Origin of the sequence: Nocardia sp. NPDC006630 (genome assembly GCF_040611495.1) — a bacterium.
Lineage (GTDB): Bacteria > Actinomycetota > Actinomycetes > Mycobacteriales > Mycobacteriaceae > Nocardia.
On sequence record NZ_JBEXOK010000005.1, the window covers coordinates 165,264 to 190,511 of the forward strand.

At 67.3% G+C, this 25,248-nt stretch carries 23 protein-coding genes and 4 tRNA genes; 13 read left to right on the plus strand and 14 right to left on the minus strand.

The genetic code is table 11. The annotated features are described in order from the left end of the window. Positions 1–134 precede the first annotated feature (134 nt). From dusB to ABZX86_RS16030, 4 genes are all read right to left on the minus strand, one after another. Positions 135–1,286 carry a tRNA dihydrouridine synthase DusB gene (gene dusB / locus ABZX86_RS16015; protein ID WP_355124100.1) on the minus strand — a complete coding sequence of 384 codons (1,152 nt, stop codon included), beginning with the start codon at positions 1,284–1,286 and terminating at the stop codon, positions 135–137. Positions 1,287–1,364: 78 nt separating this feature from the next. Continuing rightward, positions 1,365–2,342, minus strand: a complete 978-nt coding sequence (locus tag ABZX86_RS16020) for an acyl-ACP desaturase (protein ID WP_355124102.1) — start codon at positions 2,340–2,342, stop codon at positions 1,365–1,367. A 210-nt stretch (positions 2,343–2,552) separates the two neighbouring features. Further along, a complete protein-coding gene (locus ABZX86_RS16025; protein ID WP_355124104.1) occupies positions 2,553–3,149 on the minus strand; it encodes a DUF937 domain-containing protein in 597 nt (198 codons plus the stop codon). 133 nt (positions 3,150–3,282) lie between these two features. Next, positions 3,283–3,355: transfer RNA gene (locus ABZX86_RS16030), tRNA-Lys, on the minus strand. Between the two features lie 1,102 nt (positions 3,356–4,457). Here ABZX86_RS16030 and ABZX86_RS16035 point away from each other — a divergent pair. From ABZX86_RS16035 to ABZX86_RS16060, 6 genes are all read left to right on the plus strand, one after another. Further along, positions 4,458–5,123 (plus strand): TetR/AcrR family transcriptional regulator, encoded by a 666-nt coding sequence (locus ABZX86_RS16035; RefSeq protein ID WP_355124106.1) that lies wholly within the window; start codon positions 4,458–4,460, stop codon positions 5,121–5,123. A gap of 93 nt (positions 5,124–5,216) precedes the next feature. Beyond that, positions 5,217–5,289, plus strand: a tRNA-Glu gene (locus ABZX86_RS16040). A 36-nt stretch (positions 5,290–5,325) separates the two neighbouring features. After that, positions 5,326–5,399, plus strand: a tRNA-Asp gene (locus ABZX86_RS16045). 35 nt (positions 5,400–5,434) lie between these two features. Continuing rightward, positions 5,435–5,511: transfer RNA gene (locus ABZX86_RS16050), tRNA-Phe, on the plus strand. A gap of 83 nt (positions 5,512–5,594) precedes the next feature. Further along, positions 5,595–5,768 carry a hypothetical protein gene (locus ABZX86_RS16055; protein ID WP_355124108.1) on the plus strand — a complete coding sequence of 58 codons (174 nt, stop codon included), beginning with the start codon at positions 5,595–5,597 and terminating at the stop codon, positions 5,766–5,768. A gap of 141 nt (positions 5,769–5,909) precedes the next feature. Beyond that, on the plus strand, positions 5,910–6,629 hold the full coding sequence (locus ABZX86_RS16060; protein ID WP_355124110.1) for a polyprenol monophosphomannose synthase: 720 nt from the start codon (positions 5,910–5,912) through the stop codon (positions 6,627–6,629). A 2-nt stretch (positions 6,630–6,631) separates the two neighbouring features. Here ABZX86_RS16060 and ABZX86_RS16065 read toward each other — a convergent pair whose 3' ends face one another. Next, positions 6,632–8,143, minus strand: coding sequence for an HAD-IB family hydrolase (locus tag ABZX86_RS16065; RefSeq protein ID WP_355124112.1), 1,512 nt, complete (start codon positions 8,141–8,143; stop codon positions 6,632–6,634). Then, positions 8,140–10,506 (minus strand): glycerol-3-phosphate 1-O-acyltransferase, encoded by a 2,367-nt coding sequence (locus ABZX86_RS16070; RefSeq protein WP_355124114.1) that lies wholly within the window; start codon positions 10,504–10,506, stop codon positions 8,140–8,142. The genes ABZX86_RS16065 and ABZX86_RS16070 overlap by 4 nt, the downstream gene beginning before the upstream one ends. 199 nt (positions 10,507–10,705) lie before the next feature. Here ABZX86_RS16070 and ABZX86_RS16075 point away from each other — a divergent pair, with 199 nt between their 5' ends. Further along, positions 10,706–12,040 (plus strand): salicylate synthase, encoded by a 1,335-nt coding sequence (locus ABZX86_RS16075; RefSeq protein ID WP_355124116.1) that lies wholly within the window; start codon positions 10,706–10,708, stop codon positions 12,038–12,040. A gap of 13 nt (positions 12,041–12,053) precedes the next feature. Here ABZX86_RS16075 and ABZX86_RS16080 read toward each other — a convergent pair whose 3' ends face one another. The 4 genes from ABZX86_RS16080 to ABZX86_RS16095 all read right to left on the minus strand — a co-directional run bounded on the left by ABZX86_RS16080 (position 12,054) and on the right by ABZX86_RS16095 (position 15,484). Then, entirely contained in the window at positions 12,054–12,926 is an 873-nt protein-coding gene (locus ABZX86_RS16080; protein WP_355124118.1) for an oxidoreductase, read from the minus strand. 47 nt (positions 12,927–12,973) lie between these two features. Continuing rightward, positions 12,974–14,602 (minus strand): AMP-binding protein, encoded by a 1,629-nt coding sequence (locus tag ABZX86_RS16085; RefSeq protein WP_355124120.1) that lies wholly within the window; start codon positions 14,600–14,602, stop codon positions 12,974–12,976. 67 nt (positions 14,603–14,669) lie between these two features. Then, positions 14,670–15,326 carry a disulfide bond formation protein B gene (locus ABZX86_RS16090; protein WP_355124122.1) on the minus strand — a complete coding sequence of 219 codons (657 nt, stop codon included), beginning with the start codon at positions 15,324–15,326 and terminating at the stop codon, positions 14,670–14,672. After that, positions 15,320–15,484, minus strand: coding sequence for a DUF5993 family protein (locus ABZX86_RS16095; RefSeq protein WP_355124124.1), 165 nt, complete (start codon positions 15,482–15,484; stop codon positions 15,320–15,322). The genes ABZX86_RS16090 and ABZX86_RS16095 overlap by 7 nt, the downstream gene beginning before the upstream one ends. An 88-nt stretch (positions 15,485–15,572) precedes the next feature. Here ABZX86_RS16095 and ABZX86_RS16100 point away from each other — a divergent pair, with 88 nt between their 5' ends. From ABZX86_RS16100 to ABZX86_RS16110, 3 genes are all read left to right on the plus strand, one after another. Beyond that, positions 15,573–16,457 (plus strand): oxidoreductase, encoded by an 885-nt coding sequence (locus tag ABZX86_RS16100; RefSeq protein ID WP_355124126.1) that lies wholly within the window; start codon positions 15,573–15,575, stop codon positions 16,455–16,457. A 12-nt stretch (positions 16,458–16,469) separates the two neighbouring features. Then, the gene (locus tag ABZX86_RS16105) at positions 16,470–16,832 is read left to right on the plus strand and encodes a PH domain-containing protein (protein ID WP_355124128.1); all 363 of its coding nucleotides are present in this window, start codon (positions 16,470–16,472) and stop codon (positions 16,830–16,832) included. A gap of 308 nt (positions 16,833–17,140) precedes the next feature. Beyond that, entirely contained in the window at positions 17,141–18,226 is a 1,086-nt protein-coding gene (locus ABZX86_RS16110; RefSeq protein WP_355124130.1) for a 3-deoxy-7-phosphoheptulonate synthase, read from the plus strand. 231 nt (positions 18,227–18,457) lie between these two features. Here ABZX86_RS16110 and ABZX86_RS16115 read toward each other — a convergent pair whose 3' ends face one another. Then, positions 18,458–19,039: a GNAT family N-acetyltransferase gene (locus tag ABZX86_RS16115; protein ID WP_355124132.1), complete on the minus strand. Its 582-nt coding sequence runs from the start codon at positions 19,037–19,039 to the stop codon at positions 18,458–18,460. A 126-nt stretch (positions 19,040–19,165) separates the two neighbouring features. Between ABZX86_RS16115 and sigJ the strand changes: the two genes are divergently transcribed. Further along, entirely contained in the window at positions 19,166–20,092 is a 927-nt protein-coding gene (gene sigJ, locus ABZX86_RS16120) for an RNA polymerase sigma factor SigJ (protein ID WP_355124134.1), read from the plus strand. 158 nt (positions 20,093–20,250) lie between these two features. Here the strand turns inward: sigJ and ABZX86_RS16125 are convergent, their stop codons facing one another. Further along, positions 20,251–20,490: a hypothetical protein gene (locus ABZX86_RS16125; RefSeq protein ID WP_355124136.1), complete on the minus strand. Its 240-nt coding sequence runs from the start codon at positions 20,488–20,490 to the stop codon at positions 20,251–20,253. A 205-nt stretch (positions 20,491–20,695) separates the two neighbouring features. Here ABZX86_RS16125 and ABZX86_RS16130 point away from each other — a divergent pair, with 205 nt between their 5' ends. Beyond that, a complete protein-coding gene (locus ABZX86_RS16130; protein WP_355124138.1) occupies positions 20,696–21,877 on the plus strand; it encodes a pyridoxal phosphate-dependent aminotransferase in 1,182 nt (393 codons plus the stop codon). 449 nt (positions 21,878–22,326) lie between these two features. Further along, positions 22,327–22,971, plus strand: coding sequence for a LysE family translocator (locus tag ABZX86_RS16135; protein WP_355124140.1), 645 nt, complete (start codon positions 22,327–22,329; stop codon positions 22,969–22,971). Between the two features lie 104 nt (positions 22,972–23,075). On the opposite strand, the gene ABZX86_RS16140 is transcribed toward ABZX86_RS16135, so the two are convergent. Further along, positions 23,076–24,482 (minus strand): M1 family metallopeptidase, encoded by a 1,407-nt coding sequence (locus ABZX86_RS16140; RefSeq protein WP_355124142.1) that lies wholly within the window; start codon positions 24,480–24,482, stop codon positions 23,076–23,078. A gap of 65 nt (positions 24,483–24,547) precedes the next feature. Then, entirely contained in the window at positions 24,548–25,186 is a 639-nt protein-coding gene (locus ABZX86_RS16145) for a LysE family translocator (protein ID WP_355124144.1), read from the minus strand. Positions 25,187–25,248 lie beyond the last annotated feature (62 nt).

Here is a 25,248-nt window from a genome sequence, read left to right on the forward strand (position 1 = left end):
GTTCCGGAGCAGTCTGCCAGGGCGGTGACCCTCGGTCGGGGAACATGGTCGGCGCGGTCACCGGCGGTGGCGCTGACCTGCGATTCTCATGCCGGTCGGCAGCGGCGGCCCGGTGGGCCGGGACGGGTGAATCCTCAGCCGCCGCTGTGCATTACGTCGGCGGCGCAGGGCACGGTGGGATCCTCGGGATCGTCGAGCCAGCCCTCGGGCAGGGCGACCTTGCCGGGCGAGCCCTGGCGGCCGCGCGGGCCCTCGGCGTCCTTGGGGAACGGCACGGTGGGGTCGAGCTGCCCGATCAGCTCGATGAGCCGGTCCATGCTGCTGACGGTGGCGAAACTGCGCCGCAGGTCGCCGCCGATCGGGAAGCCCATCAGGTACCACGCCATGTGCTTGCGGATATCGCGCATGGCCTTGTCCTCGCCGTCGTGCGCGACGAGCAGTTCGGTGTGGCGTTGCAGAATCTCGCCGACCCGGCCCAGATTCGGCGCCTCGGGCAGCGGCTCACCGCGCAGTGCGGCCTGCAGTTCGGCGAAAAGCCAAGGGCGGCCGAGGCATCCGCGTCCGACCACAACGCCGTCGCAGCCGGTCTCGGCCATCATGCGCACCCCGTCGGCGGCGCTGAAGATATCGCCGTTGCCGAGTACCGGAATGCTGGTGACGGTCTCCTTGAGCCGCGCGATGGCGGTCCAGTCGGCCTCGCCGGAGTAGCGCTGGGCGGCGGTGCGGGCGTGCAGGGCGACGGCGGCCGCGCCCTCACCCTCGGCAATGCGCCCGGTATCGAGGTAGGTGTGGTGCTCGTCGTCGATGCCGATGCGGAATTTGAAGGTGATCGGCACCCCGGCGGGTTCGGCCGCGGAGACCATGGCCTTGACGATGTCGCGGAAGAGCTGCCGCTTGTAGGGCAGGGCCGCGCCGCCGCCGAGCCGGGTCACCTTGGGGACCGGGCAGCCGAGGTTGAGGTCGATATGGTCGGCCCAGCCCTCGCCGACGATGATGCGCACGGCCTCGCCGACGGTCTTCGGATCCACGGCGTACAGCTGCATGGAGCGCGGGCTCTCGTCCGGCCCGAACGACATCATGTGCAGCGTCTTCTCATTGCGCTCCACCACGGCGCGCGCGGTGATCATCTCGCACACGTAGATCGAGGTGGCACTGCCGAATTCGCGGCACAGGGTGCGGAAGGCGACATTGGTGATACCGGCCATCGGAGCCAGCACGACGGGCGGATCGACCGGGTACGGTCCGATCCGCAGCGCGGTTCGGGAGGCTTCGAGCGACGTTGTCACGGCATCCATTGTCTCATCGGTACGAAAGTGCCCCGGACCACATACCCGGTCCGGGGCACTTCGTGCGGAATGCGAGGGTCAGCGAGAGGTGCTGGCGAGCGCCTTCTCGGCCTTGGCGGCCTCGCGGGCCAGCATGCGGTCGCGCTGCTCTTCGAACTTGGTGGCGTCCCGGCCCAGCTTCTCCAGGAAGAGGCCGAGGCGTTCGCGGGTCTGTTCGCCGCGGGCGGTGAAGTCGTCGCGTTCGAAGATGCGCCACTTCTTCAGCACCGGGTTCACGACTTCCTCCAGGTGCTGGCGGGTGTCGTAGATGCCATGCTTGGCCATGAGCACGCCGTTGCGCCGGAAGTTGGGCATGCCCGCGCCCGGCATCTGGAAGTTCTCCAGGATGAGGGTGATGGCATCGAGGGTCTGGTCCGGCGACAGATCGAGGGCCGCGGAGCACATGTTCCGGTAGAAGATCATGTGCAGGTTCTCGTCGGCGGCGATGCGCTGCAGCATGCGGTCGGCGATGGGGTCGTCGCAGACCCGGCCGGTATTGCGGTGTGCGACGCGGGTCGCGAGTTCCTGGAAGGTCACGTAGGCGACCGAGTACAGGAAGCCGGCGTCGATCTCGGATACCTCGGCGGGAGAGGCGAATCCGTTGGTCATGTGGATCATGCGCGCCTGCTCGAGCGCGACCGGGTCGACGCCGCGGGTGACCACGAGGTAGTCGCGGATGGCGATACCGTGGCGATTCTCCTCGGCGGTCCAGCGGCCGACCCAGGTGCCCCAGGCGCCGTCCTGGGAGAAGTTCTCGGCGATCTCACGGTGGTATGAGGGGAGGTTGTCCTCGGTGAGCAGGTTGGTGATCATGGCCGCCTTGGCCAGCTCGCTCAGCCGCGACTGCGACGGATCCCAGTCCACGCCACCCATTTCGGCGAAATTGCGGCCTTCGTCCCACGGCACGTAATCGTGCGGGTGCCATTCCTTGGCCATGGAGAGGTGGCGGTTGACGTTTTCCGCGGCAACCGGCTCCAACTCCGCCAGTAGCTCGAGTTGAGTCAGATCCTTTGCCATAAATAAGCCCTTCGTATATCTGCGATCCAGCTGTCTACCCTCGCCGGCCTGCCGCCGCGGCCCATACCTTACGGCACCGTAGAGTGATGTGAAACTCATCCGTGTGCCATTGCGGGGCTAGTGAGAGATGTCATAAGACGCGGCCCGCGGCGTTGTGTCTATCGCCGCGAGCCGCAGTTCGTTAGCCGCACACCGGCTCTGGGTGCTTTATCACTTCTTGTTGCCGAGCAAACCGCCCAGAACGTTGCCGAGCACGCTGCCGGCGTTCTGACCGACGGCCTTCCCGAGGATGTCCCCGAGACCGCCGCCGCCCTTGCCGCCGGTAGCGCCGCCGAGCAGGCTGCCGAGGATATCGCCGATGCCGCCGCCGCCACTGGCCGCGGCCTCGTTGCCGGCGGCCGCACCGCCGCCCATTGCCTTCTTACCAAGATAGGCGAGCACGATCGGGGCGAGCATGGGCAGCAGCTTGGCCATCAGGTCCTGGCCGTTGCCGCCACCGACATTACCGAGGGCACTGATGACGGTGTTCTTCTCGGCGCCGAACGTCTGATCGACGATCTTGTCGCCGGAGTCCGTATCCACGTGATCGATATTGACGCCGCCATCGAGGAGGCCGGCGGGCTGGTTGGCGACTTCGCCCTCCAGATTCAGGCCTTCCTCGGGGTTGCCGGCCTGTGCCTGGAATCCGCCCAGGAGCACCGGAATAGCCGCATTGATGGCGCTGGTCGCGGTCGCTTCGTCGACGCCGAGCTTGTCGGCGATCTGTGCGACGGGCACATTGGAGAGCAGGTCATCGAAGGAAGTCATGAACTCCGCCTGTGGTGATGGGTCCCGGGAAAAGCCCTACTCCGGTCACGGTAGGCGAAATCCGGACAGATTGCCACGGATTCGCGGATGTGGCGCGGGGCCCGAATATAGGATCCGGGCCCCCCGACAACTGTGCCCCCACCAGGGCTCGAACCTGGGACCTGCGGATTAAAAGTCCGTAGCTCTACCAACTGAGCTATAGGGGCGCGGTCGGTCAGTTTAGTGGTTCACCCGCCCAAGTGTTAAACGAGTATCCGATTGTGTTCCGGCAGGGTGTGTTTGCGCTGGTCATGCCGGTTTGAGTGGGGCGTGTCGGACTGGTCTGCGGGCGGTGCGCGCGTGTCGTGGTCCGCGGGCGGGTGACGCGCCGTGCCGATCGGCTGACGCGCTGTGCCGATCCCTCGCGCTTCGCCGGAATGGGATGGGTCCGCGGGGGGACCATGGGGGGCTGTGAGGGTTCGGACCGGTCGGTGGGGACTGTGACGGCATGGGCTCGCGCGCCGGGGGCGGAGGCGTGGGCCGGACGAGGGGTGCGACCCGCCTCCGTCCGGCGGCGGGCGATGGCCGGGCGCGCGGGCGCGCATGCCGGAACCACCGCTGTACTGCTCCGGGGCAATCGCCTTGCCACTCAGATTGTTTCGATTCGCCTGATTGTGAATATCATCCAATGGTGATGTGTGGCAAGCATTTTGGTGCGGGGGGTGGGGACCGGGTAGCACCGGCGCCGAGTTGGCGGCGTCGGGCCGGTGGTGATGCCGCGTGGGCCGGGGTGGGTGCCGCGGAGATGTCCGGTATGCCGAACTTCCGTGGGATATGGGCGAATTCGTCTTTTCGGACCATTCACCCAGTCGATAGCTGGGGAATTGCGGCTTTCGATAGGGGGCGTGCTGGCTAACTGACTCTCCGGTACACCTCACGCAGGGTGCGCATTCCGGGTACGGTGACCGACTGGTGAATTCCTGAAGAACCGGGATTGCCCCGGCAGCATGGGATTCGGCTTATCGTTGAAGTGCCCGAACGTGTCGCGAGCGGTTCCGGCCGATCGTGGCTCCAATAGATCAGGCTGCGGGAGGCGGATCCAGACGACGAGAACGCCCGGGTGCGCACCCCCTGCGGCGCACCCGGGCGGGAAAAACTATACCAGTTGGTGTGTTTCAAGTTTTTCGCGCTTTTTCGTACCAAAAGTTTGGTAATTCGGGCGAAGCCCGTTTTGAAGTATTTGAAAGACACGTAACTTTGCGTCGAGGGCGCCTTTGGGAACTCCAGGGGTAGCCAGCGGCGGTAGCTAGCTTCGGAGGCGTTTCGAGCATGGCACGGCAGCAAGAGCGGGCCCGCCGGACACGCGCGGCGATCATTCGGTCCGCCGCCGTTGAGTTCGGGAAGAGCGGCTATGCCGCTGCATCGCTCAACCGCATATTGGAAGGTTCACGCGCCACCAAGGGCGCCATGTACTTTCACTTCGACTCCAAGGAGGACCTGGCTCGCGCGGTCTTGGAAGCGGCTGTGGACCGCTACCGCGTATCCACTGAAAGATGGCTCGGCAGAGGGGATCTCGGACCCCTGGACGTGCTGCACGGGATGATCGACGAGATCGCCCTGCGGCTCGAGAACGACATCATCATCCAGGCCGAGTTCCGGCTCATCATCGAGCCGGAGTTCTACCGTGACATCCAGGCCGGTGGCGGCCGCATTCTCGGGCGGTCCATCCGGCTGCTCGCGGTGCGCGCCACCGAACACAAACAGTTGCGCGGCGACACCGATGTCGATCGCTTCACCCGCACGCTGGCGGCGGCCCTGGCGGGCCAGCGCTATATCGCCGATGTGCTGGGTGGTCCGACCGATCTGCGTTCCCGGTTCACCGAGGCGCTCGAGATGATCGTGGAAGCCACCGCGACTCCCGAGTGGACCGAGGAGTTCCGGCGGGTCGGCTGGAAGGTCTCCGCTCGGCTGGAAGATCTCAATTTGGCAGTCTGACCAGCAGATTTGGGATTCGAGCGGATGCTGTCATAAGCTATCTCCGCTCCCAACGGAAGCCGTTGAGTGTAACGGTCCGGAGAAATCCGGCGGGCCCCCTTCGTCTAGCGGCCTAGGACGCCGCCCTTTCAAGGCGGTAGCGCGGGTTCGAATCCCGTAGGGGGTACAGCGGTGGAAACACTGTTGTTGTGGAGCAGAGCAAGGCCCTGTAGCGCAGTTGGTTAGCGCGCCGCCCTGTCACGGCGGAGGTCGCGGGTTCGAGTCCCGTCAGGGTCGCAGACCTATATCTTGGCATTCGTTCCGGGTGCTTCGGCCAGGTAGCTCAGTTGGTACGAGCGTCCGCCTGAAAAGCGGAAGGTCGCCGGTTCGATCCCGGCTCTGGCCACCAGTACCGAGAAGGCCGCACCCCAGGTGCGGCCTTTTTCGTGTGTTCACCGCCGGGCATTCTGATCTTGGTGAGATGCTGGATTCATGGCTGACGAGGATACCCAGTGGTACTACTGCATCGATCATCAGAAGGCGGAGCAGGGCAAGCAGTGCTGGGTGGGCGGGCGGATGGGGCCCTATCCCGATAAGGCCACTGCGGAGCGGGCTTTGGAGATTGCCCGTGCGCGGAACAAGGCGGCTGACGCGGATGACGACTGAGGTCGCTCCGACCCGCTAGTCTCGGCTCCTGGGCGCTCACGGTCCACTCAGGTGGATCGCGTAGGGTGCCGTGAGCAGAAAAGCGATGTGCCCGTCCGTACCGACGTGTGTACGGGCGAGAATCGAGCGGGAGGGCGACCCTTGAAGGTGACCGTGGTGGTGCCGACCTACAACGAGCGGGAGAACCTGCCGGTGGCGGTGGAGCGCCTGACCGCGCTACCGGTGGCCGACCTGCATGTGCTGGTTGTAGACGACAATTCGCCGGACGGCACGGGCGAGGTGGCCGACAAGCTGGCCGTCGACCTGCCGAATGTGGTGAGCGTGCTGCATCGCACCGAGAAGGACGGCCTGGGGAGGGCCTACATCGCGGGCATCACCCGGGCGCTCGACGAGGGTGCGGATGTGGTCATCCAGATGGACGCCGATCTCTCGCATCCGGCCGAGGTGATTCCGGCCATGCTGGAGAAGCTGGAGACCACGGACGCGGGCGTGGTGCTCGGATCCCGGTATGTCCCCGGCGGTTCCACGGCCGACGAGTGGAAGTGGCACCGCAAGGCGCTCTCCGCGTGGGCCAACTTCTACGTGAATCTGCTGCTGCGGCTCGGGGTGAAGGATGCCACCGCCGGATTCAAGGCGTGGAAGGCCGATACGCTGCGCGCCATCGATGTGGCCTCCATCAAGAGCAACGGATACTCGTTCCAGGTGGAGATGAACTACCGGACCGTCAAGAAGGGCATCGCGATCGCGGAGGTGCCGATCCGGTTCGAGGAGCGCACCAAGGGCGCGTCCAAGATGAGCCTGAAGGTACAGCTGGAGTCGGCCCTGATGCCCTGGAAGCTGTTGTTCGGCAAACAGGTTTAGAACTACGGGCCTTCGGGCCAGTGCAGCAGGGTGTCTGCGAACAGCTGACGGACCTGTGCCACTTCATCATCCATGTGGTCCGGATCCCAGCTGCTGACGTCTATGGGCGGCAGGACGGCCACGTCTACGACGCCCTTGCGGACGACAGGTGAGTTGCGCCAGGAGATTTCGCCGGCATTGCGGATCACCACCGGGATGATCGGGACTCCGGCCTGGATGGCGATGTGGAAGGCCCCCTTCTTGAAGGGGCCGACGCGCGGTGTCATCGAGCGGGTGCCCTCGGGGGCGATCACGACGGACAGTCCGCCGCGCAGGGTGTCGACCACCGGCTCCAGGGCGGCCTTGGCGGCGGCGGTATCGCCCCGGTTGATGAATGTGACCTCCACGAAGCGCATGAGCGGTCCGAAGAGCGGGTTGTTGGCGACTTCGCGTTTGGCGATGCCGGTGAATCCGGCGCCGAGCACCTCGGCGATGACCACGATGTCGAATTGGCTCTGGTGGTTGAACAGAAACACGGCCGGCCGTGGGGCGCGGGCATTTTCGGCGCCGACCACCCGCACCCGCACGCCGGTGCCGCGCAGGGTGGAGCCGGCGGCGACGGTCATCATCGAATCCGCCATCTGCCTGCGCTCTTTGGTGTGCGCCTTGGCGGCGACGCCGAACAGCGCACCGCCCACCAGCGCCCCGAATCCGGTGAAGGTGCGGGCATAGTCGGTGGCCTTGGGCGCCTGCCTGGGCCGGAAATGCAGGACCGGCCAATCCTTTTCGGCGGCTTCGAGCACCACGCGCGGGTCCGGGTTGACGGCGACCGGATGCCCCGCGACCCCCAGCAGCGGCAGGTCGGCGGCACTGTCGGCGTACACCCAGCTGCTGGTCAGGTCGATATCGTGGGAGGCGGCGAAGCGCCGGACCGCATCGGCTTTGCCATTGCGCCACAGCGGCTTCCCGTCCACATGCCCGGTGAGCACCCCGTCCTGCACCACCATGGTCGTGCACAGCACATTCGGGATGCCGAGTTCGGCGGCGACCGGCTGCACCTGATACCGGGTGAGCGAGCTCACGAGTACCAGTGTGTGCCCGGCGGTTTCGTGTTCACGAATCAGTCGCCAGGCCTCCGGATACAGGTGCCCGTGCACGGTCTTCACGAACAGCGTCGCGCCGAGCTGTTCGAGTTCGCTCTCGGGCACTCCGGCCCAGGTCTGCATGGCCTGCTGCAGGAAGCGCTCGTATTCGCCCTCGCTGCGGGCGCCGCGAATACTGCCGAGCATGGTGGCGGCGAGGGCGGTGGAACCGGTGTGCCGCCGCAGGATTCGCCGTACGGCCGCGGGCGGGTTGAAGCCGTGCAGGACGGTGCCGCCGAAGTCGAAGATGGCGGCGATCCCCGGCCCCTGCGGTCCGGAGCGGATGGCCGCGACGGCGGTCTCGAGATCGATGGTGTTGACGGGTTGTTCGATGATGCCGACGCCCGGCCGGGGCGGCGGCGACAGTAGCTCACCTGCGGCGCGGTGTGTCACAGCGCATCCCGCCGATTGGACGGGTCCAGCGTGGCGGCCCGGTTGATGCGGGCCCCGATGGCGCGCAGTTCCTCGGCGAAGCGGGTCCGCCGGGCGACCAGGTCCTCCGGATCACCGGAAGGTTCGAGCAGTGCGTGATTATCGGCGAGTTTGAGTGCGCTGCCGAACAATTCGGAGGATACCGATTCGGGGCTGTGCAGCCGCTGCTGCAGCAGCATCTGCCTGCCGACCTGCAGACATTCGTCGAGGAACGCCTTCTTGTCGACGGCGAGCGCCGGATCGCGGGCGGCCAGGCGCTCGGCGACCACGAGCTGGGCGTCGAAGAAGGATCGCAGCACCCGGTGCGCCATCATGAATCCGGATTCTGCCAGCCTGGCGAGGATTTCGGAGCCGACGGTCCCGGCCGCGGTGCGCCGGTGCCACTCCGGGTCCACGCGCAGCATCTCGGCGGTGAGCTGGGTGGTGAACTCGGCGCGCTCCGGGAAGAAGAATTCGAATTTCAGCAGGTCCCGCAGCCGGTAGGCGGCTTCCCAGCCGACCCGCAGCTGATCGCCCTCGGGCGCCTCGACGGCGGTGAGAATGGCCAGCTCCAGGATGGCGCGATTGGCGAACCAGTGCACCGCGCTGTTGCGGTAGAAGGCGGCTTCCAGGTGCGCGCCCGCGCCGATCGAGTAGACGGGCTCCAGCCCGCCGCGGTACACGGTGACAACCTTGGCCACGGCCAGCTGTTCGAGCACGACGGCGAGCCCGTGATCGTCCCGCAGGGTGACGAGTTCACCGCACGGCAGATCCCGGCTCCCGATGTAGTCCAGGACGGGTTCGATGGCGGTGCGCAGCTCACTGCGGGTGAGGGCGCGTTCGTGCACACCGAGCAGGACCAGCGTGGTGAGTGCGTTGACGGTGATCGGGGTGACGTCGTTGATGCCGACGGCGACCTCGAAGGCGAGGCGCTGCACCGCCAGGTGTTCTCGCTCCACGATCTCCGGTGCGGCTTCGAAGTCGTGCGGGCGCAGCGGATCTCCGAGGGCGGCGAGCCGGTCGCGCGCCGACAGCGGGTTCCCGAAGCGCACGTACACATGCCCCGCCGAATGCTGTTGATTGCGCACATAGCGCGCCAGCCAGGCCAATCCCTCGGCTTGTTTACTGCCGCCGGTCTGTTCGTCGGCAATGGCCCCGATTTCATTGAGCCGCTCATAGGTGATGGAGACCGGAACCAGCATGACATCGTCGATACGCGATGAACGCAATGCTGCCGCAAGGTAATTCAACAGACCATAGCGCGGCGGCCGGAGTTTACCGGTGCGGGTGCGCCCGCCTTCGAAATACCATTCGAGATTGAAGCGCTTGGCGAGTAGGTAGGCGAAGTATTCTTCGACAACCGCTTTGTACACTTCGTCATCGCCGAAACTGCGCCGAATGAATACGGTTCCGGTGCGCCGGGCAATGGGTCCGATCGGCCAGAATTTCAGGTTTGCTCCGCCGACCACATGATTGGGCGGAAAGTCATTGCGCGCCAGAATATCTCCGAGCACGAACGCGTCCACATAGGACCGGTGCGAGGGCAGGAATACCAGTGGATAGCGGCGATTCAGGGCTCGCAGCCGGTCCAGTCCGGCCGGATCGTCGTCGACCTTCCAGGTGGAGGCGTGCACCGGGCGCATGGCCTGGGTGAACAGATCGGACACCAGCCGGCTCTGCGCCGCGACCAGTTCCCGCAGTCCGCGTTCGGCCCGCCGGTACACCTCGCGCGCGGGCGTATCCGTCTGTTCCGCAATGGCATCGAGCCGGCGCAGGAATTCCGGCGAGTCCAGGATCTCCTCGACCACCAGGCGCGGCACCTTGTAGCGGTCGCCGATGACGGCGCGCTCGGCGCGCTCCAGGGCGACGATGCCGGCGCGAACGATGGCGCGCGCGAAGGCTTCCGGCGCTCCGGCCGCGCCCGGATTATTGGCGCGCAGCTCGCTCAGGCGCGCGGGTGCGCCGGTGAGGACCAGATGCCGATCGGGCGCGGTGGTGACGAGCCGCCGCTGCATGAGCCGGTTCGGCTTGCGCGGATTGGACAGGGTGAGCAGATCGCCGAAGCTGGTGCGCCGCACCCCATCGCGTTCGGGCGGCAGCCACAGCACCCGCACCGGCACCACCAGCGGGTCGTCGTGGCGTCCGACGAGCCGGTCGCCGACGGCGCCGGCGTCCAGATCGAGTTGGGTGACGGGCGCGCTGGTGCCGAACTCCTGTGCGATCCCGCCCTCGGCCAGCCAGCTGCCGATGAGTTCGCGTTCGACCCGCCCGGTGGCATCGACGAGCGCCACCACCGAACCGGGGATGGTGGCGGCTTCCGGGAGCCGACTGTCGTGATCGAGCATCTGTAGTTCCCTCCGCGCGTGAACCGCCGCAACCCATTGAAGCGGAAAGAGGGGCGCCGGCACTGCGGGTCGCTCAATTCGTCGATCGTGGTGCGGGATTCGCGGGGTGACAGAGCTCGCTTTCGTCGCCTTCCTATTCGAACGAAGGTAATGCTAACCTCGCTCGAATAAGTTAGGTAAGCATAACCTTGGAGGACCGGTGGCAGCCACGGACGAACGGTTACGGCTCGACGAGCAGCAGCGATGGGGCGAACACGTCACCGATCCGGTAGCGGCGGTATCCGCACTCGCGGCGGCCGATCGCTTCGGTGAGTATGTGGTCTACGAGAAGCCGGGCGCCTGGGTGTTCGCGGCCGATCCTCTCGGCGGCGTGGAACTGGACGCGGACGAACTGCGCTCCACCTGGGACGGGCAGACCACCGCCGGCGCCTGGACCGGCAGTCCGGCGCAGGCCGTGGATCGCGCCCTGGCCGAACTGCCGCTCGGGCAGCGGAACGCCTACGGCTGGATCGGTTTCGAGTTCTGCGCCTGGTCCCTCGGCGCGACCGCGCACGTGCACCCCCGCGCGACGCTGGCGCACCTGATGATTCCGCGCATCGAGGTGCGCATCGACGAGGCCGGAGTCCGGGTCGCCGGGGCCACGCCCGCCGAGACCGCGGATATCCACGAATTGATCGCCGCCTCGCAGGGCAGTGCGCTACCGGTGGCGCATCCGGTGGATGTCACGATCGACCCGACCGCTTACGCCGACCGCGTCGCGACCGGCGTCGCCGAGATCCACGCCGGCAAATATCAGAAGGTGATCCTGTCGCGGAAGGTGGATCTGCCCTTCGCCGTGAACATTCCGGACACCTACCGGCTGGGGCGCATGCACAACACCCCCGCCCGCTCCTTCCTGCTGCGGCTCGGCGGCCTGGAAGCGGCCGGGTTCAGTCCCGAACTGGTGGCCGCCGTGGACGCCGATCGCAGGGTGACCACCGAACCGCTCGCGGGCACCCGGGCCTTCGGCCGCGGTGACGCCGTCGATACGGCGGCCCGCGCCGAGCTGATCAGCGATCCCAAAGAGATTGTCGAGCACGCCATTTCCGTGCAGACCTCGTTCTCGGAGATCGCCGCCGTCGCCGAACCGGAGACCACGGTCGTCTCGGATTTCATGGCGGTGCGCGAGCGCGGCAGCGTGCAGCATCTGGCCTCCACGGTGCAGGGCCTGCTGGCGGCCGACCGGAGCCCGTGGGATGCGCTGGAAACCCTGTTCCCGTCGGTGACGGCGTCCGGGATTCCCAAGGCGGCCGGGGTCGACGCGGTCTTCCGCCTCGACCATGATCCGCGCGGCCTGTATTCCGGTGCGGTGGTGACGGTTTCACCGGACGGCGCGCTGGAGGCGACGCTGGTGCTGCGCGCCGTCTATCAGACCGGCGCGGGCGCGTGGCTGCGCGCGGGCGCGGGTGTGGTCGGCCAGTCCCGCCCGGAACGCGAATTCGAGGAGACCTGCGAGAAATTGGGCAGCGTCGCACCGTATGTCGTGCGGGCATAGGGCATCTCGTGACTCAGACCGGGAAGTCGACGCCGGTCAGTCGTTCGGCCAGCTCCCAGAGCTGGCGGGCGGTCTTCTCATCGTGCGAGGCGGCGCTGGAACCGGCCAGGCCCGGCTGCCCGCGCCAGCCGAACCATTCGGAAGGCCCGTAGTAGCCGCCCGGTTCGGCATCGCCCACGGCGGCGAAAAGCGTCGGCAGCGCACCCGCCTCGGCGCTCTGCGCGATCAGTCGATTGCCCAGGTCGATGATCTGCTCCAGCAGATTCTGCGCCTTCGAATTGATCTCGGTGGCCGCGTATCCCGGATGCGCGGCCACCGCCAGTTTCGGCGACTCCACCGTGAACAGGCGCCGCTGCAGCTCGTAGGTGAACAGCAGCAGCGCCAGCTTCGACTGGGCGTACGCGCCGAAGCGCTGATAGGAGCGATGCTCCCAGTTCAGGTCGTCCAGATCGATGCGGCCGATGTAGTGCGTGACGCTGCTGACATTCACTATGCGCGTCGAGATGCGTTCCAGCAGTAGGCCGCTCAGCGCGAAGTGGCCGAGGAAATTGGTGCCGATCTGCAGTTCGAAGCCGTCGGCGGTGCGGCTGTAGGGCACCGCCATCACGCCGGCATTGTTGATCAGCACATCCGCGTGGTCCACGGTATCGGCGAAGGCGCGCACCGACCGCAGATCGGCCAGGTCGAGCGAGCGCACCTGCACCCGCCCCTCGATGGTCTTGGCGACCGCCTGCCCCTTGATCTCATTGCGGCAGGCCATGATCACCAGCCCACCGGCCTCGGCCAGCGCCCGTGCGGTGGCCGCGCCCAACCCGCTGGTCGCCCCGGTGACGATGAAGGTCCGATCGGTCAGATCCGGAATATTCGACGTGCTCCACCCACCCATAGCCGAACTCTATGGTGTGGGTGGCGGCTTGTCTCGCCGAACGCGTTTCAGCTTCCGCGCAAGGCTTTCTTGTCGATCTTGCCCACCGCGGTGATCGGCAGTGTGTCCGCCTGGCGCAGCACATCGGGCAGTTTGTAGGTCGCGAGTCCGCGCTCGGTCAGGAAGGTCTTGACCGCGGCGAGCGCGGGCATCTCGCCGTCGACCACCAGTACCGCGCAGACTCTTTCGCCGAGCGTGGCATCGGGCAGGCCGACCGCGGCGGCGTGCCGGACCACCGGATGCGCCAGCAGGTGCTCCTCGAGTTCATCGCAGGAGATGTTCTCGCCGCCGCGATTGATCACATCCTTGATGCGCCCGGAGACCATGAGGTGCCCGCTCGGCAGGCGGCGCACCAGATCGCCGCTGCGGTAGTAGCCGTCGGGGGTGAAGGCGCGCGAATTATGTTCGGGGGCACGGTAGTAGCCGCGAATCGTGTACGGGCCGCGGGTGAGCAGCTCGCCCTCTTCGCCGTCCGGAACGTCCCTGCCGTCGGCGTCGACCACCCGCACCTCGTCGGCGGGGGAGAGCGGACGGCCCTGGGTGGTGCGGACGAGCTCGTCGGAATCGTCGAGGCGGGTGTAGTTGAGCAGGCCCTCCGCCATGCCGAACACCTGCTGCAACCGCACCTTCAGGGCCGGCTCCACCTCGCGCGCATTGACCTCGGCCAGCCGCGCGCCGCCGACCTGGAGCAGGCGTAGCGAGGACAGCTCTGCCTCCTCCCATTCGACTGCGGCGCACCACAATTGCGCCAGCGGCGGGACCACGGCGGTGACCGTCACGCCATGGCGTTCGATGGCGGCGAAGGCGTTCTCCGGGCTCGGATCGGTGATGAACACCATGCCGCCGCCGGTGGCGATGGTGCCGAGAATGCCGGGGCAGGACAGCGGAAAGTTGTGTGCGACAGGCAGTGTCGCGAGGTAGACGTCCTCGGGGCCGAGTTCGCAGATCGCGGCGCTGGAGGTCGCGTTGTAGGTGTAGTCGTCGTGGGTGCGGGCGATCAGCTTCGGCAGTCCGGTGGTGCCGCCCGATACCAGCATGAGGGCGATATCGGCAGCGTCGATCTCCGGCAGCGAATCACCTTCCGCGGGAACGGAATGCAGATCGGTGAACGGGCCCGGCTCACCGAGGACGAGCACATGCCGCAGTGTGGGCACGGCGGTGCGCACCTGTTCGGCCAGGGTGCGGTAGTCGAAGTCGCCGAGGCGATCGGCGATGACATACGCGACCGCGCCGGAGAGCCGGGTGAGGTGCTCGATCTCGGCCCGGCGATGCGCGGGCAGGGTCAGCACCGGAATGATTCCGGCCCGCAGCAGCCCGAACAGCACCGGCACGAACTCCAGCACATTGGGCAGCTGGACGACGACTCGATCGCCGGGGCGCAGCCCCAGCGCCAGCATTCCGTGCGCCATCCGGTCGGCGGCGACGTCCAGCTGGTCGTAGGTCGCACCGGCGCCGGGTGTGCCGGGATCGGCGAGCAGCGCCGGGCGATCGGGCCACTGCCGGGCGGCCTCGCGCAGCAGTTCGCCGAGCGGGCGTCCGGCCCAGTACCCGGCCTGCCGGTAGCTCGCCGCGAGATCGGCGGGGAAGGGGACGAAGCCGTCACGGTGGTCCCGGACGGCGGACGGTATCGATGTCACAGCGACGACCTCTGGCGAGTAAGGGTTACTTAGAAAGGTTAGGCAACCCTATCTCACCGTGCCGGCGTCAGTGCGCCGCAGGCAGTACGCAGCCGTCCTTCAGCACTCCGATGTCATGGAAGAACTGATAGCAGGCGGGATCATCGGGCAGCTTCGCGTGGAAACCCTCGAGGAGGAACGTCGCGACGATATTCACCACGATGACCAGCGCGAGGAATCCGATCGCGAATTTCCCGGCCATCCGGTGCGGCACATCGGGAATCGCGGTCGTCGCGGTCAGGTACGAAAACGACAGCACCACACCGATTGTCGTGATGGCGGCGGCGAACAGAATCCACGCCCACACGTACAGGTGCAGCCCGAACACCGCACCCATGTACCCGGGATCGCCCGGCAGGATGTGCAGCATGGTCTGCCGCCAGGCCGTGAATCCGCCACCGAAACAGGCCACGATCGCCAGGCCCCAGCCGACCGCGTAATCGCGCGGCGCGATGGTCCCGTTCATGCCCTTGCGCACGATGTACGCCCCGCCCAGCGCGGCCAGCATCATGAAATAGCGCTGCAGCATGCACAGCGGGCACGGGTACTCCCAATGGGCGAACTGGAATCCGAGCCCGCCGCAGATCACGCCGGACCAGCCGGCGACGAAGATGACGGCCAGCCAGTACTGCACCTGACCGAGTGCGCCGCTGCGGGTTTCGGCGCCCGCGGTCTCGGTCACCATGTCAGTCCCAGGCCGAGGCTGCTGGTGATGTGCAACTTCAGCAGTACGGCGCTCAGCAGGGCCACGATCCACCAGGCGGTCAGAATCGAGCGCCGGGAATTCTGCTGATAGATCAGGATCAAAACCCCCAGCAAACCCAAGAGTATGAGCGTGTCCATGGTTGCGGACGCTACCGCAATTTCCGGGCATTCCGCCGTTGTGGGCGAGATCCGACGGTCGCGCCCGCCCGCCCCTAGACTCGATCGGGTGAGTGGTTGGGACATCGCCGACATCCCGGATCAGACCGGTCGAACGGTCATCGTCACGGGCGCCAACAGCGGGCTGGGTGCGGCGACTACGCGCGCGCTCGCCGGAGCCGGGGCGCAGGTGATCATGGCCTGCCGCAATGAGGTCAAGGCGCGGTCCGTCGCGGTCGACATCGGTAAGGGTGTGCAGGTGCGCCGCCTGGATCTCGCCGATCTGGCCTCGGTGCGCGAATTCGCCGACTCCATCGATGCGGTCGATGTGCTGGTCAACAATGCGGGCGTCATGGCGGTGCCGCTCAAGCGCACCGCCGACGGCTTCGAAATGCAGATCGGCACAAACTATCTCGGCCATTTCGCGCTGACGGCTCTGCTGCTGGACAAGGTGCGCGACCGCATCGTCACGCTGTCCAGCGGAGCGCACGCCATGGGCAAGATCGATCTCGAGGATCTGAACTGGGAGCGCCGCCGCTATCAGCGCTGGGCCGCCTACGGGCAGTCCAAGCTGGCGGATCTGATGTTCGCCTATGAGCTGCAGCGCCGCCTGACCGCCGCCGGTTCATCGAAACTGTCACTGGCCGCGCACCCCGGTTATGCGGCCACCGACCTGCAGGCCCACACCGAGTCGGTGTACGACGCGCTGATGTCCGTGGGTAATCGACTATTCGCGCAGAGTGCCCAGATGGGTGCGCTGCCAACGCTTTTCGCCGCCACCTCCGCTGCTGTGGAGCAGGGGCGGTACTACGGTCCGACCGGCCTGCGCGGGCTGCGCGGCCATCCCGGCCGCAGCGGCTCCAGCGCCGCGTCCCGCGACGAGGTGACCGCGCGCCGCCTGTGGGAGCTGTCGGAACAGCTGACCAAGGTCAGCTTCTCGTTCCCGCGCCGATAGCCGCCGGCAGCCATGAGTGCTCCGTTCGATCGCCGCGATCAGCTGGACAAGATTCAAGCCGGATTGCTGCCGGGTGAGGCGATCATCGCCGTGTACGACGCGATCGGGGTGGGCACCGGATTCCTGGGGCTCACCGATCGGCGCGTGATCATTCAGGACAATTCGTTCGTGGGGAAGAAGATCGCCATCACGAGCATTCCGTACGCGCGGATCAGCAGCGTCAGCATTCTCACCAACAAATCGTTCGCGGGGCAGTGGTTCTCCTCGGGGCATCTGGCCATCAGCACCGGGCACCACACCTATGAGGTGGAGTTCCGCGGTGATGACAAGACGCGGCACGCGCACGACGTGATCCTGCACTACATCACGCAGTAGCCGGGGCGAACCGCACCGCCGGCCGGGCCGGATGCCCGGCCGTGGTGCCCGAGCGGTGGGACGTGATCCCGGAGTGTGGGATGCGCGGGCGCGGCTGTGGTCACCGCCACAGGCACCCTCGGCGATTTCTGATACTCTGCCTGGCATGCAGCGCACGTATTTCTGGTTTAGCCAGCCGGCCCCGGGTGGGTCGCGCGGCGTGAACCTGCGCTGACCTCTTCCACCCCGAGCCGGACGAACACAGACCGGCGCCAAGGGGTTTCGCAGTAACTCTCCGTGGGTCGGCCTGAGACAAGGAACCCACGATCATGACTCTCGCAGCCGATATCGATCGGCATGCCGATCTTGATGACCAGCGCACCCTCAGCGTGAGCCCGCTCAACTCACCGCGTGAGGTCCGTACCGCGCACCCGATCGGCGATGTGCTCGCCGATACCGTGCGCGCCGGGCGCAAGGCCACCGTCGAGGTGCTCACCGGTGCGGACGACCGCCTGATGGTGATCGTCGGGCCGTGCTCGGTGCACGACACCGCCGCCGCCATGGAGTACGCGCACAAGCTGGCCGCCAAATCCGCGGAGCTCGGGGACCGGCTGCACGTGGTCATGCGCGTCTACTTCGAGAAGCCGCGCACCACGCTCGGGTGGAAGGGCCTGATCAACGATCCGCACCTGGACGGCAGCTTCGATATCAATACCGGGCTGAATGTCGGCCGTGAGCTGCTGGTGGACATCACCGCGCTCGGCCTGCCGGTGGCGTGTGAATTCCTCGACCCCATCACCCCGCAGTACATCGCGGACCTGGTGTCCTACGGTGCGATCGGCGCGCGGACCGCCGCCAGCCAGGTGCACCGGCAGCTCTCCAGCGCGCTGTCCATGCCGGTCGGCATCAAGAACGGCACCGACGGTGATGTACAGGTCGCGGTCGACGGCGTGCGCGCCGCGGCGGCCAGCCACGTCTTCCCCGGCACCGACCTGGACGGGCGTTCGGCGCTCATTCGCACCGCGGGCAACCCGGACTGCCACGTCATCCTGCGCGGTGGCAGCAACGGCACCAATTACGATGCCGCCTCCTGCGCGGAAGCCCTTATCCGCCTGGAGAAGTCGTCGCTGCCGCAGCGCCTCGTCGTGGATGCCTCGCACGGCAACAGCAATAAGGACCACAACAGGCAGGTCGACGTCGTCACCGATATCGCCGAGCGCATTGCCGCCGGCGAACGGGGCGTAGTCGGCGTCATGCTGGAGAGCTTCCTCGTCGCCGGCCGCCAGGACCTCACCCTCGGCCACCCCGAAGACCTCACCTACGGCCAGTCCATCACCGACGCCTGCCTCGACTGGGACGTCACCGCAACCCAGCTCGACCGCCTCGCCGACGCCGTCACCGCCCGCCGCGCGTAGCGGGTAGCCGACCCGTCATCCCGGCGCGTTCTTGGCCGGGATCCACTGAAACCCGTTGGACTGCTGCGGGTGTGGATCCCGGCCAAAAGCATGCCGGGATGACGTGGGTGTGCCGGGATGACGGGGTGTGCGGGGATGACGGGGGTGTGCGGGGTGTGCGGGGATGACGGGGGTGTGCGGGGTGTGCGAGGTGATCGTGCGCGACGGGACGGTGGCGTCCGGGGCGTCGCGTCAGACGTTGGCGGGCCAGTCGGTGGCCGGTGCGGCGGGGTCGGTGTGCAGGCGGGAGGCTATCCAGCTGTCGCGGCGGGCGCCGCGTTGCAGGCAGCCGCCGCGGAGCAGGCCCTCGTAGTGGAAGCCGGCGCGGCGGGCCACGGCGGCGGAGGGGTGGTTGCCGACGATGGCGCGCCATTCGATGCGGGCCAGGGCGAGGAAGTCGCGGTGGAAGCCGGCCGCGCAGGCCAGGTGCACGGCCTGGGTCATCAGGCCGCGGCCGCGTACGGCGCGCGAGAGCCAGAAGCCGATCTCGGCGGCGGCGTCCTCGCGGCGGGAATCGATGGGGCCCAGGCCGATCATGCCGATCACCGGCGCGTCCGCGGCCAGGCGCACGGCCCAGGTGGGGCTGCGTGCGGCCCAGCCGGGAGTGACCATGTCGTAGACGAATTTCTCGGCATCGGCCCGGATATAGGGCACCGGCATGGTGGTCCACTGTCCGACCGAAGGTTCCTGGCAGCAGGCGGTGATGTCGTCGATATCCCGCACCGTGGGCGGCGACAGCCAGAGGGTTCCGTTCGAGAGCGTCCGCGCATCCATCGAGTCATGCTGTCACGGAACCGGACACGGCTGGTTGTTTCGGGCGACCTGCACACAGTCGATTGCCGCGTCGACTTTCCGGGACCGGTGCCCGGCTTGTCGGCATACGACCGTAGGATCGGCTCAATGGTTGCCGCTCTTCTCGCCGACTTGTTCGAAACCCATCGGGCGCACCTGCTCTCGGTGGCCTACCGGTTGACGGGCAGTGTCGCCGATGCCGAGGATGCGGTGCAGGAGAGCTGGTTACGGCTCGCGGTCGCCCGCCAGTACGAGATCGAGGACCTGCGCGCCTGGCTCACCACCGTCGTCTCCCGCATCTGCCTGGACCGCCTGCGCAGCGCCACCGCGCGGCGCGAGCAGTATGTGGGGCAATGGCTTCCGGAGCCCATCGTCACCAGCCCGCTGCCCTCGAGCATGCCCGATCCGCTGGCCGCGGTGGTCCGCAAACAGGATGCGCGCTTCGCCGCCCTGGTCGTGATGGATGTGCTCACCCCGCCGCAGCGGGTGGCCTTCGTGCTGCACGATGGTTTCGCGGTGCCCTTCGACGAGATCGCCGAGCTGCTCGGCGTCTCCACCGAGGCCGCCCGGGCCCTGGCGACGCGCGCTCGGAAAGCCTTGGCGCACCTGCCGGAACCGGTCACCGACACCGAGCACAACGCGGCCGTGCAGCAGCTGATGGAGGCGCTGGCCCGCGGTGATGTGGACGGTGTGGTCGCCGCGCTGCATCCGGACGTGCGCACCATCGGCGATGCCGGCGGCACCACCGCCACCGCGATGAATGTGGTTGCGGGAGTGGAGAAGAACGCCCGGTTGTGGCTGGGACTGCGCAGCAGGTACGGCTTCGACGAACCGGTGCAGCCGGAGGCGGGTGCGCTGGAACCGGTGCTCGTCAACGGTCAGCTGGGCCTGCTGGTGCACGAACGCGCCTCATGGAACGGCCACCCGGGCACGCCGCAGCGGGTGTACGGGTTCACCGTGACCGGCGGAAAGGTCTGGGGCATTTACGATCTCGTCAATCCGGCCAAGCTGAAGGGCATCCGGCTGCCGCACTGAGACGTCCCGAGCGCGCGCACCGAGACGTCCCGAGCGCGCGCACGGAGACGTCCCGAGCGCGGCGACGGCGCGGCCACGAAGGTTCGCGACCGCGCCGACGATCACCTCCGGCGGTTGGGCGGCATACCCCCGACTGGCCTGCCGCGCACCGGAAGTCGCTAGTTGTTGGGCGGCACGATGCCGGAGCCGGACGCGCCGCCGCAGGAGACGCCGCCGGACAGGCTCGCCGCCGATCCGGAGCCCATGCAATTGCCGATACCGGATCCGGTGCCGGAGCCGGTGCCCGAACCCGAGCCCGGCAGGCTGGAGCCGAGATCCAGGTTGGGGGTGGACGAACCACCGGTAATGGTGTCGATCAGCTGAATCGAGGCGTGGTGGAAGAGGTTGACGGTGGTCACCGGGTGGAGCAGAAGATCTATGTACGAGGCCATGTTTCGCCCTTTTCGAGAAGCTGCTTATCGGCAGTGTGAGATAAAACACGGGCACCGTAGCCGCCTTTGGGACAATGCACAACGGGCCAGGTAGAAGCTTCGAATTGAAAGTGAAACATAGGCGTTCGCTATTGAATCGCAACCCTTTCCGCAGGTGGACTATCCTCCGAACATGCCCCACATTCCGACTGTCGCTCGGCTGCGCCCCTACGCATCGACGATCTTCGCCGAGATGACCGAACTCGCCGTCCGTCACGGCGCCGTCAATCTCGGGCAGGGCTTCCCGGACACCGACGGGCCGGCCGGGATGCTGCAGGTCGCACAGCAGGCGATTGCCGACGGCTTCAACCAATACCCGCCCGGGCGTGGCGTTCCCGCGCTGCGGCAGGCCATCGCCGCCGACCGCGCTCGCCGCTACGGCACCGAGTACGACCCCGATACCCAGGTGCTCGTCACGGTCGGCGCCACCGAGGCCATTGCCGCCACCGTCCTGGGCCTCGTCGAACCGGGTGACGAAGTGGTGCTCATCGAGCCGTACTACGACTCCTATGCGGCGGCCGTCGCGCTGGCCGGGGCCCAGCGGCGCACTGCCCGCCTAGTCCCCGACGGCGACGGTTTCGCCCTCGACCTGGACAGTCTGCGCGCGGCCATCACCCCCAGAACCCGTCTGCTGCTGGTGAATTCACCGCACAATCCGACCGGCACCGTGCTGTCGCGCGCCGATCTGGCCGCCATCGCCGAGATCGCCATCGAACACGATCTGCTGGTCATGTCCGACGAGGCGTACGAGCACCTCACCTTCGACGGCCACGAGCACATCAGCATCTCCACACTGCCCGGCATGTTCGAGCGCACCATTGTGATCTCCAGCGCCGCAAAGACTTTCAGCGTCACCGGCTGGAAGATCGGCTGGGCCTGCGCGCCCGCGCCGCTACTGGACGCCGTGCTCGCCGCGAAGCAGTTCCTCACCTTCGTGGGCGGCGGCCCCTTCCAGCCCGCCATCGCCTACGCCCTGAACAATGAGCAGCAGTGGATCTCGGCCTTGCGCGACACCCTCTCGGAGAAGCGACTGCGCCTCTCCGCGGCGCTCGCCGAAGCCGGATTCGGCGTGAAGCGCAGTGACGGCACCTATTTCGTCTGCGCCGACATCACCCCGCTCGGCGCGACCGACGCCTACGACTTCTGCCGCGAACTCCCCGAACGCCTCGGCGTAGCCGCAGTCCCCGTCAGCGTCTTCGCCGACGACAAGCCCTCCTGGAACCGCCTGGTGCGCTTCACCTTCTGCAAAAAAGAAGAAACCATCGCCGAAGGCATCCGCCGCCTCCGCGCGGGGAAGACCGCCGCCTCGCGCTAGAAGAGTCGGCAGAGGTACCGATCGTCATCTGTCGCGAGTAACCCCGTCATCCCGGTGCGCTTTTGGCCGGGATCTACGTCGATGGGTGGATCCCGGCCAAAAGCATGCCGGGATGACGGGGTGGGTGTGCCGGGGATGACGGGGTGGATGTGTCGGGGGTGACCGGGCGGGTGTGTCGAACGGGGTGACCGGGTGGATGTGTCGGGGGTGACCGGGTGGATGTGCCGGGGGTGACCGGGTGGATGTGCCGGGTATGACCGGGTGGATGTGCCGGGTATGACCGGGCGGGTGTGTCGAACGGGGTGACCGGGCGGGTGTGTCGGGGATGGCCGGGCGGGTGTGCCGGGGATGGCCGGGCGGGTGTGTCGAACGGGGTGAGCCTTTGGTAGCAGGCCAGTGGGTGGCCGGTGGACCGCGACAGGGCGGGCCGGGTCGCAGAGGATCGGGGGATGATCGGGATGGCGGCGGTGCTGGGGGTTGCGGCGGCGGCGTTGGGGATGGTGCTGACGCCCGGGCCGAACATGATGTACCTGCTGTCGCGCACCGTTTCGCAGGGGCGGCGGGCCGGGTTTGTGTCGTTGACCGGAGTGGCGGCTGGGTTCGCGGTGTATTTGGCGGCGGCCACGGCGGGGATTACGGCCGTGTTCGGGATGGTGCCTGCGCTGTATCTGGCGTTGAAGCTGGCGGGTGCGGGGTATCTGGGCTGGCTGGCATGGAAGACGGTGCGGCCGGGCGGGGTGTCGGCGTTCGCGCCCGAGGCGCTGCCGATCGATCCGGCGGGGCGGCTGTTCGCCATGGGGTTCGTGACCAATCTGCTCAATCCCAAGATCGCCATCATGTACATGGCGCTCATTCCGCAGTTCGTTGTGCCGGAACACGGCCGGGTGTGGCTGCAGAGCCTCGGCCTGGGGGCGGTGCAGATCGCCGTGGCGCTGACCGTGAACTCGCTCATTGTGGTGAGTGCGGGCGCGGTGGCCGGTTTCCTTGCGGGACGGCCACTCTGGCTGCGTGCGCAACGGCTCGTCACCGGGACGGTGCTGGGCGCGATGGCGGCCCTGGTCGCCACCGACCGCGCCCGGCCGCTACCTGCTTGAGCGCCCCGCCATCCTGTTCGAGCGCTCGTCACTTTGTTTGAACGCCCCGCTGCCTGCGTGCGGGCCGCGCCTGTCCGAGTGGCGTCGGCGCTCGGGCGCGGAAGTCAGGACCGCAATGAGCCGGGGTAGAGGAATTCGTCGGCCGGGCGATCGGTGCGATCGAGCCAGGCGCCGAAGAATCCGTCCAGGTTCACCGGCGTGCGGGACTGTACGAACTGCCGGAACTCCGGCATGGAGGCATTGCCGTACCGATGTGATCCGACAAAATCGTGGACGGCTGGGAAGAACGCCGCATCGCCCATGATGCGGCGCAGTGCGTGCAGGAACAGCGGCCCGCGGTAGTAGACCGAGGTGAATTCGTTTCCGGCGCCGGGGTTTTGCAGCGCGATCTCCCAGAACTTGGGCTTGTCCCGGTATTTGGTGACGGTCTCGCGGTACTGCGCGTCGACATCCTTGCCGTCCTTGCGCTCCGGCCAGAGATAGTCGGCGGTGTAGCTGGCGAAGCATTCGTTCAGGCAGACATCGGACCAGTGCTGCACCGACATGGAGTCACCCCACCACTGATGGGCGATCTCGTGCACCACGGTCCCCAGATCGGTCCAGGGCGCGTAGATGGGCCGCGATTGCGTCTCCAGCGAGAACTGCAAATCGGTATCCACATAGATGCCGCCCGCGGTATCGAACGGGTACGGCCCGTACAGCTGCTCCTCGAAATCCAGAATCTCCGGCAGCCGCTGCTCGATTCCCTTGGCCTGCAGCGCATCGGGTGCGAAGGCGCTCAGCAGCGGAGTGCCGCCGGCGCTGCGCTGTTCCAGGAATTCGAACCGGTCGATGGCGATGGTGGTCAGATAGCCCGCGACCGGCTGCCGCATCTCCCAATCCACGGTCCGATTCCCGCCCTGCACCACATCGTGGGTCTTCACCCCGTTCGACATGACCTCCCACTCCGCGGGCACCGTCGCGTGCAGCGCGAAAGTCGCCTTGTTCGAAGGCGTGTCGTTGAGCGGATACCAGCTGCTCGCCGAATGTGGTTCGCCCGCAACAAAAGCCCCGCCGCTGGGGGAGAACACCCAGCCCGCGCCATCGGTTCCGATGACCGCGCCCGCGTACTCCACCTGGACCGCGAAGGGCAGCCCGGGCAGCAGCGGCAGCATGGGCGTCACCACGAGTTCGTGCTCGTCGGTGCGATCGAACCCGGCGGGCAGGCCGTTGACCGTCACCTTCGACACCTGCGGCCCGCTGTAGTCGAGGTCGAACGTGTGCATGGCCTGGGTGGCCACCGCATCCACCCGGGTCGAGCCTGTCAGCTGATGCCCGGCCGGGTCGTACCCGACGGTGACGTCGTAGTGCTCGGCGCGGTATCCGCCATTGCCGTCCAGCGGATAGTAGGGATCACCGGCCCCGGCCGCCCCCGCGAACGGATCGCCGGTATCCGCCTGCACCGGAGCCGTATTCGTCACCGTCACCAGCGCCGCACCCAGCACCGTGTACCGCACCCACCTGAGCCTCATGCGCTGCGCGACCCCTTTTTTCGACATCTACCCCCGACCAGCAGAGATGCTAGTCGCCGCCGTGGTCAGCTACTGGTGCCCGACACGGCAACGGTGGCGCCCAGCCCGATGATCATCACCCCGCCCGCCGCGCCGAGATTCTCCAGCCGCTTGGGGGAGCGGCCGAACCAGTCCCGCGCCAACCCGGCGGCGAGCGCCCAGGTGCCGTCGGAGACCAGCGCGATGGCCACGAAGATGAGGCCCAGAATCAGAATCTGCAACGGCACCCGGCCGGCGGCCGGGGACACGAACTGCGGCAGCACCGCGGAGAAGAAGATGATGGCCTTCGGATTGCTGACGCCCACCAGGAAGGCCTGGCGCAGCAGCCGCACGCCCTGCGCCGGTTCGGCCCGCGACTCCCAGGCCTCGCGCAGCGACCGCCGCTCCCGAATCGCCTGTACCCCCAGGTAGATCAGGTAGACCGCACCCGCCAGCTTCACCACGGTGAGTGCGATGGCCGAGGCCGCCACCACCGCCCCGAGTCCGGCCGCCACCAGCACCAGCATCGCCAGCACACCCAGGGAATGCCCCAGCACCGAGAGCAGTGCCGCTCGCCGCCCCGAACTGAGTGCGCGCCCGATGACGAAAAGCACACCGGGCCCGGGGATTACGATCAGAATGGTGCCGGCGACCAAAAACGCCAGCAGATTAGCGCCGGGGATCATCGACTCAGTCTACGCAGCGCCGCAAGGGATTTCGGCGGAAATCGGATCGAGCAGACCGTCGG